A 10919-nucleotide genomic window follows, 5' to 3' on the forward strand; every position below is an offset into this window, starting at 1 on the left:
ATGCCCAATCAGCGGGTCTTTTGCCCCCTGGACGGCGCAATTTTTCCTTGAAATCCGCCAGGATTCCTGCAAAAAAAATTGCTTGCCAGCGGCTCAAGATCCCTCGCTGCTGGACACATCGCCAATTTTCAAACAAGCCCTAGGGTACCCAGCAGGTTGAAGATGTGCTCCCCCTCCCCCTGGGACCAGGAGGTCCGCCAGGTGCGCCACGCTCTCCCGTGCGTTTTGGACGCCGCTCTTGGGCCTGCGGACCCAGCGGGCGTGGGCCGCCAGGGCCGCGACGGCCGCCAGGGTGCACAGGGCCATCACCAGCAGCTGGGTCCCAAAGGCCGGGGGGCCGGGGGCCGGAGCTCCAGAAAGGCAAAGCACATGAGATAGGGGAAGTACCCCTTGGGGCTGAACTGGTCGCTCTGGAGGAGGACCAGGGTAAAGGGCACCGCCAGGTTCAGCAGGACGCACAGGACCACATGGAGGCTGGCCGCCATGGCCAGGGCGCACAGCAGGAGATTGCCCGCAAAGAGCCGCAGGCAGTAGTCCAGGCTGTTCTCCTCCTCCATGCGGAGCTGGAAGAGCACCGTAATCCCGGCGATGGTCAGGGCGTACTCCGTTCCGAAGCCCCCCATCATCACCCCCGAGAGCACCAGGAAAAAGAGGTTGACCGGCAGCGCCGCCTTCCACTTCTCCCACACCCTGACGCCCAACTCTCTTCCCGCCGCCACGCTGCCGCCTCCTGTTCCGCCGCGCCCCATGGGGTGCGGGCCATATCTGTCTATCTTTTATATTTTAGCAGATTTCGCGGCAATCCGCCAGAGAAAATTTGTGCGCTCCCACCATGGGGCGCCGGGGCGGCACACATATAAAACAGCATAAGCTTCCACACAACACCGTATTTTGTTTTTTCCAAATAAAAAGTCACAAGTTTTTTATGGCTCAGTCAGATAGTTTTTGGATTTACAACCACGAATATCACGAAAAAAAGCAACATTATATTGCGCTGCTGTTTTTGCCATGCTATACTTAAAACAGAGCATAATTAGCTTACTGAGAAAGAATGAGGGCGTAACAATGGCAAACGAAGCGAAAACTTCCATTATATTTCGAGAACTGCTCAGAAAAGCGAAATATTATGACGATGCTGATACAATAGTTGAAGAGCAAAAAAGTGATAACGCAAAAATTGACAGCCTCATGAAAAACGCTTCAAAGCGTGGAAATAAAAACGGGTTTCCCGATTTTATTATTTATTCTAAAAAATATCCCGAACTAATCATAGTCGTTGAAGCAAAAGCTGATATCAATAGACATATTAGTAATACTATGGATCATTATGCTGATTATGCTGTTGACGGCGCATTGCTATATGCTTCATTTCTTTCAAAGGAATTTGATGTATTGGCTATTGGCGTTAGTGGGGAATACACTGATAAATTTAGAATTTCACATTATCTGCAACTAAAAGAAGAGAAGACAGCCCATCCTATTTTTGATGATAAAATTCTTTCTATTGAAGCGTATTTTGATGGTATACAACAAAGCAACTATAAATTTAATCAGGATTACGCTAAATTGATTGCATACACAAAAACACTGAATGAGACTCTCCATGCAAAGAAAATCAAAGAATCTCAAAGGGCGCTGTTAATTAGCGGTATACTGATTGCGCTCAAAGATCGAGCATTCAAAGACAGCTATAAAAAACATGAAAATGTGGATCAGCTCATAAAATCCCTGTATACATCTATTGATGGTCAATTATCGACGGGAGAAGTCGCGCAAAGGAAAGTTGCTGTATTAACACACGCGTTTGCATTTATCAAAACAAACTCAACATTAACGGATAAGAAGGATGGCAAAAAATTTCTTGAGGATTTAATTGATGAGATTGACCGCGAAATAAATGGATTTATGATCACACATAAATATGTTGATACTGTAAGTCAATTCTATGTTGAGTTTTTACGCTACGCTAATAATGACAAAGGTTTAGGAATCGTTTTAACACCGCCACATATTACAGATTTATTTGCAGAATTAGCTGGAGTTGACAAAAATAGTGTCGTACTCGATAATTGCTGCGGGACAGGCGGCTTCCTGATTAGCGCTATAAAACGTATGCTGATTGATGCAAAAGGCGATAAAGGAAAAGAAAAAAGCATAAAAGAAAATCAGCTTATTGGAATTGAGTTTCAAGATGATATATATACCTTGCTAATTTCAAATATGATTATCCACCGCGACGGAAGAACTAACATCTATTGGGGGGATTGTTTCCAGGAAATCAAGGAAATTAAGCAGAAATTCAAACCAACTGTCGGTTTTCTCAATCCTCCCTACAAAACGAAGGCATCTGATATAGAAGAATTTGAGTTTATTTTGAACAACTTAGACGCATTAGAGCCTGGCGGAACTTGCATCGCAATTATCCCAATCAGCTGTGTCATTGAAAAAAGTATGACAGCGACGAATTTAAGGAAAAGAGTTTTGGAGAAGCATACGCTTGAAGCCGTATTATCAATGCCTGAAGAGTTATTTCATAATTCAAAAGTGAACACTGTCACTTGTACTGTAATTATTACAGCCCATAAGCCTCATCCCAAAGGGAAAAAGACATGGTTTGCATATTGTCGTGATGACGGATTTATAAAGGTGAAAAATAAGGGGCGCATTGACGCAAAGCATACTTGGGACGAAATACGCGAAAGATGGGTTACAGCATATAGAAATCGTGAAATAATCGATGGATTTAGTTTCATGCGGGAAGTTACGGAAAAAGATGAATGGTGCGTTGAAGCGTATTTAGAAACCGACTACGACAAGCTTTCTTTTGAGGATTATGAAGATACCGTAAAAAGATTCCTCATGTTTCATTTGATGAATATGTCTGGATTGATAGGAGAAGGGGAGGAAAGTGAAGACTTGTAAAGTCAGCGATTTGTTTTTTGTCAGCTATGGCGTGAATTTAGAATTAAACGCACTAACACAGGATAACAATGGAATAAATTTTGTTTCTCGAACATCAAAAAACAATGGCGTATCGGCAAAAGTAAAACAAATAAGTACAGTCGAACCTTTGCCTGCGGGAACGATTACAGTGGCGGGCGGCGGGTCTGTCATGGAAACTTTTTTGCAGCTTTCTCCCTACTATTCTGGCAGAGATTTATATTACTTAACTGCAAAAGTGCCTATGACAAATGAACAGAAGCTATTCTATTGCTGCTGTCTGCGAAAAAATAAATATAAATTTTCCTACGGAAGACAGGCAAATGTAACCCTGCCGGATTTGCATATCCCAACGATAGAGAGTATACCAGATTATGTAAGGTCCTTTTCACTCCAAGAGTATGGAAAGCAGTTTCGATATAAAATAGAATTTCCTGTAAATAGAATTCCCTATCATCAAAGCGGCAAGTGCGTTCCACTTGAGGAATTGTTTTTTGTCGAGAACGGGATTGCTTCTTCGCAAGTAATCAGGAATAAAGTGAAAATAAACGAAAATTGGATTCCATATATTAGACCGTCCTATCGTCAAGAGACAAGTATAGATGCATATGTCAATAGAAACCTTATTCCAAAAGAAAAAGTTTTTCCAAAGGAAACGTTATATGTATCAACTGACGGGCAGGGCAGCCATACATTTTCCTATGTAGCAACGTTTGAATTTGCAGCAAACAGCAACATATCTGTTTTAATACCCAAAAGAGAGATGGGTTTACAAGAGAAACTGTTCTACTCGTGCTGCATAACCAAAAATCGCTATAAGTTTTCTTATGGAAGAAAGCCAAAAGGAGATCGTCTCAAAGCTATTTTACTACCTGAATATCCACCTGATTATGTTCTTTCGTATAACATAGATAAAGTGATGCACAGTTTTGATCAAGTACTAGGGCTTGTTTGAAACATGTCAACATGCCCAACCGGCGGGGCTTTTGCCCCCTGGACGGCGCAATTTTTCCTTGCAATCCGCCAGGATTCCTGGGTCAAAATTGCTTGCCAGAGGCCCAAAATCCCTCCCTGCCGGACACATCGCCAATTTTCAAACAAGCCCTAGAAGAGATATAGATCGTTTTATTTGTTGAGATTTTCCTGCCGTTTCTCTATGGCGGACAGGGGGGCGCGAACGGACAGACCGCTTGCGCCCTCCCATCGTGACGGTGTGTTGCGCGATCGCGCGATCCTGTTTTATGGCCGGCCGCCCCCTTGGGGCGGCCGGCATCTCGTTTGACTGTTTGGCCGGCCTTACGGTTCCTCCCGCCGGGCCAGGCGCAGCTCCTTGGCCTCCTTGCCCGTCAGATGCTCTACCGTCAGCTCCAGCATGTACATCGCCCCGGCTTCCCGCCGGATGACCGCCTGGCGGTGCTCCCGGCTGTCCCCAGGGGCGTAGCGCCGGGCCAGCAGGTCGATGGCCGCCTGGATCTCCCCGGCGTCCTCGAGAATCCGCACCCGCCCGAAGGCGATGGCGCTGCGGAAATAGGTGGTGTACTCCTCCGGCGCCACCTGGTCCTGGTCGATGACGCAGAAGGACGCCTTGTCCTCCCGCCGGATGGCGTCCAGCTTGTGGCCGCTTTTGGCGCAGTGAAACCACAGCTTGCCGTTCTGATAGACATAGCTCAGGGGCACGGCATAGGGGTAGCCGTCCGCTCCCGCCACCGCCAGAACCCCGGAGGTCCCCCGCGTCAGAACGGCCTCGGCCTCCTCCCGGCTGAGCTGCTGGCGCTTGCGCCGCATTTCTGGGAACATACTCGCTCTCCTCCTTGCGAAGTTCAATCCCCCCTGTTATACTACATTTTATCTGACATGTCAAGACTCACGCCTGCCGGCGGGAAACAGGGAGGAATTTGGATGGAACAGCGGGTGTGTTATGTGGTGGGGGCGGGGGACTTCCACCCCCGGGGCCTCACGCCGGGCCCCGGGGACCTGGTGATTGCCGCCGACGGGGGCTTCGCCGCCCTGAAGGGCCTGGGCCTTGCCCCGGACCTGGTGGTGGGGGACTTCGACTCCCTGGGCCATGTGCCGGACCACCCCCATGTGGTGACCCTGCCGGTGGAAAAGGACGACACCGACATGCAGTCCGCCCTGGCCCTGGGCTGGGAGCGGGGCTACCGGACCTTCCGGCTCTACGGCGGCGCCGGCGGGCGCATCGACCACACCCTGGCCAATTTTCAGTCCCTGGCCTGGCTGGCCCGGCAGGGGGGCCGGGGCGATTTGATCGGGGCGGACTGGACCGCCACCGTCCTGGACGGCGGCGCTTTGACCCTGGAGGCCGGCCGCCGGGGGACGGTATCGGTCTTCTGCCTGGGGGACCGGGCGGAGGGGGTGGACATCCAGGGGCTGCAATACACCCTCACCGGCGGCGTCCTCACCTGCGACTACCCCCTGGGGGTCAGCAACGCCTTTCTGGGGGTGGAGAGCCGGATTTCCGTCCGCCGGGGGCGGCTGCTGGTGCTGTGGTATGAGGGCTGAAGGCCGTCACGCCCGCCTGAGGGTCAGGCCGCTGCGCTCCAGGGCGGCCCGGATGGCGATGGCCAGGGGCGGCGCGGCCGCGATGGCCAGACCGCCGTTGAAGAGGCTGGTGGGGATCAGGGCCAGCAGGGCGGCCGCCGCCGCCCCGGGCTGGAGGCCCCCCAGCAGCATCCCGTTGTAGAAGAAGTTCTTCAGGTAGTAGAGCACATAGTAGGCCAGGCACCCGGCGGCCGCCGCCGCCAGACAGCGGCGGTAGGAGGCGGGCCGCTCCCTCCGGGCGCCCCGGCCCAGGGCGGCTGCCGCCCCGGCCGTGAGCCCCATGGCCCCCTTGGTCAGCAGGGTGATCCAGCTCTCCGCCGCCCAGGCGGGATTGGTGAGGTCGTAAAGGGCGGAGCCCAGGCCGGAGGCGATCCCCCCGGCGGGTCCGAAGAGGAGCCCCGAGAGCACACAGAGGATATTGGCCAGGGTGAAGGAGGGGATGCCCCCCACCGGCACAGGCAGCATGATCCGGGCCCAGTTCCCGGCAAAGACCAGTGCGGTCATCAGCCCCAGAAAGGCGATCCGCCGGACGTCGGTTTTCTGATTCATCCGCAAACACTTCCTTTTTTCAGCTGCTGACAGTATACCGCCAAACTGGTCCTAACACAAATGCCAGTTTTCATCTTTTTTATCAGGTCAGATTGCGCCCCCTGGTCAGACCGGAGGGGACCCCGGGTCCCTGGTCCGGGGGGAGGGGTTCCCGGCAGGCGGGGAGGGCCACCACCGCCTTGAAGAGGTCGCCGTCGATGTCCAGGCGGAAGACGCCCCCCTGGAGCTCGGTGAGGCTCCGGGCGATGGAGAGGCCCAGGCCGGAGCCCTCGGTGGTCCGGGCCCCGTCCCCCCGGATAAACCGCTCCATGAGCTGCTCCGCCGGGAGGTTCAGGGGGTCCCGGGAGACGTTCTTGATGGAGAGGGCCACGCTGCCCTCCCAGTCCCCCACGTCCAGATAGACCCGGGTGCCTGCCAGGGCGTACTTCACGCAGTTGCCCAGGAGGTTGTCCAGGACCCGCCACAGGTGCCGGCCGTCGGCCTCCACATAGAGCTCGTGGTCCGGGGCGTTGAGCACCGGGGTGAGGCCGCTTTTGCGGAACTTCTCCTCGTACTCCCCCAGGGCCTGTTCCAGAAGCTGGGTGAAGCCCAGCCGCTCCGGGTTCACCGTCAGAGCCCCCGTGGCGGCCTTGGATGCCTCCACCAGGTCCTCGGTGAGCTTCCTGAGCCGCTGGCTCTTCCGGTCCAGCACCTCCAGATACTCCAGGGCCTTGGGGTCCTGGATCTTCTCCTTTTTCAGCAGGTCCACATAGTTGATGATGGAGGTGAGGGGGGTCTTGAGGTCGTGGGAGACGTTGGTGATGAGCTCCGCCCGGAACCGCTCGCTCTGAAGCCGCTCCTCCACGGCGCTGGCGATGGCGGCCCCCAGGTCGTTGAGCTGCTGGGCGTGCTCCCTCAGGTCCCGGTCCATGCGGGCGGTGTCGATCTTGCAGTCGGGGTCGCCCCCCACGATGCGCCCGGTGCCCTCCCGGATGGCCCGCCACTGGCGGACCCACCGGCACAGCCGCCAGAGGACAAAGCCCTGGTAGAAGGGGACCAGCACCACGGTGGGGGTGGTGAGAGCCGTCCCCAGCAGGTAGAGGAGGAAGGTCCAGACCGGCCTGCGGGCAGCGCTCCAGCTATCGGCGGCCTCCGAGGCCAGCCGGCGGAGCCAGCCCAGCAGGCGGGCGGCGAGGGTATTGCGGAGCATATGCCCCGCCTTCCAGCGGACGGCCAGGGTGTGCGCCAGCAGGAGGAACAGGGCGGCGCCGGCCAGGGTGAAGCAGGCCAGGCCCACGAAGACGGTCTTCCGGGGGGCGGAGAGGTTGGAGGCGTAGGCGGCGGAGTCCCCGGCGGAGAAGAGGAAGGAGAAGGCGAAAACGGCCAGCGCCGCCAGCAGGTCCAGGGGGACCTGGTCCAGGGGGCTGAGCGCCAGCCCCTCCCGGTCCCGGCGGCAGCCGGCGCAGGCGCACAGGGCCCAGAGGCACCAGAGGAGCGCCAGCCCGGAGGCCAGGGCCGTGGCCGCGATGGCGGGCAGATAGGTCTGGAAGACCTGGTAGCCGGCGTAGTCGGCGGAGAAGTAGTCCTGGACCGCCAAGGGCCAGCACATCCCGCTCTGGATGGTGTAGGTGAGGGTGTGGATGCGGCTGTCCGCCTTGGGCAGGTAGCTGCCGGACCAGAAGGCGCCGTCGCTGCTGGCCCGGTAGCCGTAGGCGTTGTAGCCTCCGGGGTCGGCGGCGGGGTCGCAGCGCAGATAGGTCCCGTTCTCCTGACAGGCCATAAGCCAGGTCTTGCCGGCAATCTCGTCGTAGTAGAAGTAGTCGGACCCGGCCAGGTCCTCCCCCCAGGACAGGACGGCCTCCCCCAGGGTCAGGGCCTGGCAGTCCTCCAGGGAGGCCCCCTGGGGCAGGTTGGTGTAGTGGAGGGTCCCGTCCTGGCCGTGGATGGCCACCCGGTAGTTGGTGCGCTCCGGGGAGAGAAAGGACTGGAGATTGGCCAGGCGCTGCTGGCTGGTGTAGTCCAGGCCACCCTGGACCGCCCCGGTCTGGAGGAGCTCCTCCACCTCCCGGGCGTAGAACTCATAGACCCGGAGCACCCGGTCCGCGCTGTAGCTCTCTGGGTAGCGCTGGGTGGTCCAGAGGTTGTCCCACTGACTGGCGGTGATGGATACGGTCCAGAAGGCCAGGGCGCACAGGAGGGTGCTCAGCAGGAAGAGGGCCGCCCGGCCCCCGGGAGTGGTGAAGACGCGTTTCACAGGATTCCTCCTTTAGGGCTTGTTTGAAAATGGGCGACGTGTCCGGCAGCGAGGGATTTTGAGCCGCTGGCAAGCAATTTTTTTGCAGGAATCCTGGCGGATTGCAAGGAAAAATTGCGCCGTCCAGGGGGCAAAAGACCCGCCGGTTGGGCATGTTGACATGTTTCAAACAAGCCCTAGGATGATGCCTTCTCCATCTTGTAGCCCAGGCCCCACACCACCTTGATGTACCGGGGGTCGGAGGGGTCGATCTCCAGCTTTTCCCGCAGGTGGCGGATGTGGACGGCCACCGTGCCCTCCGAGCCCAGGGAGAGGTCGTTCCACACCAGCTCATAGATCTGGCCGGAGGAGAAGACCCGGCCGGGGTTTTTCATCAGCAGCAGGAGGATGTTGTACTCGATGGGGGTGAGGGAGACCTTTTCACCGTCCACCGTCACCGACTTGGCGGCGTCGTCCAGGGCGATGCCGCCGTTGCGGAGGACCTGGGGGGCGTCCTGCGCCCTCTGCCGGCCCCCCAGGGTGGTGTACCGCCGGAGCTGGCTCTTCACCCGGGCCAGCACCTCGATGGGGTTGAAGGGCTTGGTGATGTAGTCGTCGGCCCCGATGTTCAGCCCCAGGACCTTGTCGGCGTCCTCGCTCTTGGCGGTGAGGAGGATAATGGGGATGTTCTCGGTCTCCCGGAGCTTGGCGGTGGCCCGAATGCCGTCCATGTTGGGCATCATGACGTCCATGAGAACCAGGTGGATGTCGTGGTCCCTCACCATCTTCAGGGCCTCCAGGCCGTCGCAGGCGTGGAAGGTCCGGTAGCCGTCGCTGGTGAGGTAGATGTCCAGGGCGGAGACGATGTCCCGGTCGTCGTCGCAGATCAGGATGTTGTACAAGGGGGGTCCCTCCTCATGGGTAAGTATTGGAATCACGTCCTGCGGAATCAACCTGATTCGCGCGGCGCGGCTGCGCCGCGAAAGCGCTTCCTTTTCTCCTGCCGCTGTGGTATAATCCTGTCTGCACAGGAGACCGGGCGGCGGACCGCCTGGGGAGAGGAGGCGGCAATGGAGCGGGAAGACTATATGCGCCTGGCCCTGGCCCTGGCCCGGAACGCCCTGGCCGCCGGCGATGTGCCGGTGGGCTGCGTGGTGGTGGACCGGGACGGGGGCATTCTGGGGGAGGGCTGGAACCGCCGGGAGGCCCGGGGGGACGCCCTGGCCCATGCCGAGGTGGAGGCCATCCGGGCCGCCTGCCGGCGGCGGGGCGGCTGGAACCTCCACGGCTGCGCCCTCTATGTCACCCTGGAGCCCTGCCCCATGTGCGCCGGGGCCATCCTCAACGCCCGGCTGGACCGGGTCTGTTACGGGGCCAGGGACGAGAAGGCCGGGGCCTGCGGATCTGTGCTCAACCTCTTCATGGAGGACTTCAACCACCACCCCAGGGTCTATGGCGGCGTCCTCCGGGAGGAGTGCGCCGGCCTGCTCCGGGAATTTTTCCAGGGGCTGCGGGGGGCTCCGGCGAATTTAACAGAATTGTAACAACTGTGCGGCTTATTTTGTAACAAAATCCTGGTAGGCTGTCTCTTGCAAGAGACGATTCCTCTTTTTCATTCTATCTTCCAATCCTGGGCAGGAGCGGCGGCGTCAGCTGCCGCTCCTGTCCGTTTTCTCCGGCAGGCGTCCCGGCTGCCCGAAATGACAGGAATTTTACAGGGCCGGGCGAAGATTTAATGTTCTTGTAACAATTCCGGGTTGGATTGTTAATAACTCTGGCGTAGGATAATACCTGCAAGAGACAGTTTCTTTTCATTTCATTGTATCCTCTTTCCTTTTGGCAGAAGCCGGACGTCAGGAGCAGGCGTCCGGCTTTTGCTATGCGCGGGGACCCGGTCCTCTGGAGCAGCCGCCGGAGGGTCCCGGCAAATTCCTCCGGGGAATCGCCGCGCCCCCCGGCATCACCCTGTACGCAGCTCCAGAAGCTCCTGGAAGGGCGGCGGGCCCTTCTTCTCCCCGGCCATCGGTCCCTCCTCCTGTCCGGTTTTCTCGTTTGACTCTATCATAGCCGCCGCCGGTCTGGCTGTCAAGCCCGGACCCCGGCGGGGGCAGGGGGCCCCTTGAGGGTCCGGCTGGGAGCCGGACCCTCAAGGGGCCATCTCCTACCCCGCCTGGTTCTGGTAGTACCGCCGCAGGGCGTCCACATATTCCTGCGCATACCCGGACTGCTCCAGCAGCTGGGCGCTGGGCGTCCCTCCGGCGGAGAGAATGGCGTCCACCTGTGCCTGGGCCAGGGCCTGCGCCTGGGCCTCCCGCTCCTGCCGCTGCTGCTCCCGCTCGTCATTCTGCTGCTCCAGGCGCTGCTGCCGCTCCCAGTCCACGGGGTTGTTGTCCGTGTTGACCCCCAGGCCGTTCAGATAGGCGTAATCCCCGTACTCCCCGGCCAGGACGGCGTTCTCCAGGGCCTGATTCCGCTCGGCCTCCTGGCTGGCCAGCTCGTCCAGGAACTGCCCGTAGGCGAAGTTCCGGTCGGTGTTGTACTGGTCCAGAGCGGCCAGATACTGGTTGTACCCCGTGTCCTGAAGCCCCAGGGCGGTCTGCAAATTGTTGCTGAGCCGGTCGTAGCCGGTCTGCCACTGGTCATAGGCCAGATTCCGGTC

10 protein-coding genes are annotated in these 10919 nt (G+C 57.9%); 4 read left to right on the top strand and 6 right to left on the bottom strand.

Annotated features, from left to right (window positions below; all coding sequences use genetic code 11):
* Nucleotides 1-305 precede the first annotated feature (305 nt).
* Nucleotides 306-719, bottom strand: a complete 414-nt coding sequence (locus Q0K09_RS09145) for a hypothetical protein (protein ID WP_294475550.1) — start codon at nucleotides 717-719, stop codon at nucleotides 306-308.
* A gap of 346 nt (nucleotides 720-1065) precedes the next feature.
* On the opposite strand from Q0K09_RS09145, the gene Q0K09_RS09150 reads away from it, so the two are divergent.
* The gene (locus Q0K09_RS09150; protein WP_294475551.1) at nucleotides 1066-2922 is read left to right on the top strand and encodes an N-6 DNA methylase; all 1857 of its coding nucleotides are present in this window, start codon (nucleotides 1066-1068) and stop codon (nucleotides 2920-2922) included.
* A complete protein-coding gene (locus Q0K09_RS09155) occupies nucleotides 2909-3895 on the top strand; it encodes a restriction endonuclease subunit S (RefSeq protein WP_294475553.1) in 987 nt (328 codons plus the stop codon). Before Q0K09_RS09150 ends, Q0K09_RS09155 begins: the two co-directional genes overlap by 14 nt.
* A 341-nt stretch (nucleotides 3896-4236) precedes the next feature.
* Here the strand turns inward: Q0K09_RS09155 and Q0K09_RS09160 are convergent, their stop codons facing one another.
* Complete coding sequence (locus Q0K09_RS09160; protein ID WP_294475555.1) at nucleotides 4237-4737, bottom strand: pyridoxamine 5'-phosphate oxidase family protein; 501 nt, start codon at nucleotides 4735-4737, stop codon at nucleotides 4237-4239.
* A gap of 102 nt (nucleotides 4738-4839) precedes the next feature.
* Here Q0K09_RS09160 and Q0K09_RS09165 point away from each other — a divergent pair, with 102 nt between their 5' ends.
* The gene (locus Q0K09_RS09165; RefSeq protein ID WP_294475557.1) at nucleotides 4840-5460 is read left to right on the top strand and encodes a thiamine diphosphokinase; all 621 of its coding nucleotides are present in this window, start codon (nucleotides 4840-4842) and stop codon (nucleotides 5458-5460) included.
* 6 nt (nucleotides 5461-5466) lie between these two features.
* Here Q0K09_RS09165 and Q0K09_RS09170 read toward each other — a convergent pair whose 3' ends face one another.
* From Q0K09_RS09170 to Q0K09_RS09180, 3 genes are all read right to left on the bottom strand, one after another.
* Nucleotides 5467-6048 carry an ECF transporter S component gene (locus Q0K09_RS09170; RefSeq protein ID WP_294475559.1) on the bottom strand — a complete coding sequence of 194 codons (582 nt, stop codon included), beginning with the start codon at nucleotides 6046-6048 and terminating at the stop codon, nucleotides 5467-5469.
* An 82-nt stretch (nucleotides 6049-6130) separates the two neighbouring features.
* Nucleotides 6131-8281, bottom strand: coding sequence for a HAMP domain-containing sensor histidine kinase (locus Q0K09_RS09175; RefSeq protein WP_294475560.1), 2151 nt, complete (start codon nucleotides 8279-8281; stop codon nucleotides 6131-6133).
* Nucleotides 8282-8457: 176 nt separating this feature from the next.
* Nucleotides 8458-9162 carry a response regulator transcription factor gene (locus tag Q0K09_RS09180; RefSeq protein ID WP_294475562.1) on the bottom strand — a complete coding sequence of 235 codons (705 nt, stop codon included), beginning with the start codon at nucleotides 9160-9162 and terminating at the stop codon, nucleotides 8458-8460.
* A 168-nt stretch (nucleotides 9163-9330) separates the two neighbouring features.
* On the opposite strand from Q0K09_RS09180, the gene Q0K09_RS09185 reads away from it, so the two are divergent.
* On the top strand, nucleotides 9331-9804 hold the full coding sequence (locus tag Q0K09_RS09185; RefSeq protein WP_294475564.1) for a nucleoside deaminase: 474 nt from the start codon (nucleotides 9331-9333) through the stop codon (nucleotides 9802-9804).
* A 617-nt stretch (nucleotides 9805-10421) separates the two neighbouring features.
* On the opposite strand, the gene Q0K09_RS09190 is transcribed toward Q0K09_RS09185, so the two are convergent.
* Nucleotides 10422-10919: hypothetical protein (locus Q0K09_RS09190; protein ID WP_294475566.1), on the bottom strand; the 498-nt coding region annotated here is incomplete at its 5' end.

The organism is uncultured Intestinimonas sp., assembly GCF_944387725.1.
GTDB lineage: Bacteria > Bacillota > Clostridia > Oscillospirales > Oscillospiraceae > Intestinimonas.

Coding starts and splice junctions, on each gene's coding strand:
- Q0K09_RS09150 (WP_294475551.1), top strand. CDS start 1,066: ATGGCAAACGAAGCGAAAACTTCCATTATATTTCGAGAACTGCTCAGA.
- Q0K09_RS09160 (WP_294475555.1), bottom strand. CDS start 4,737: ATGTTCCCAGAAATGCGGCGCAAGCGCCAGCAGCTCAGCCGGGAGGAG.
- Q0K09_RS09165 (WP_294475557.1), top strand. CDS start 4,840: ATGGAACAGCGGGTGTGTTATGTGGTGGGGGCGGGGGACTTCCACCCC.
- Q0K09_RS09170 (WP_294475559.1), bottom strand. CDS start 6,048: ATGAATCAGAAAACCGACGTCCGGCGGATCGCCTTTCTGGGGCTGATG.
- Q0K09_RS09185 (WP_294475564.1), top strand. CDS start 9,331: ATGGAGCGGGAAGACTATATGCGCCTGGCCCTGGCCCTGGCCCGGAAC.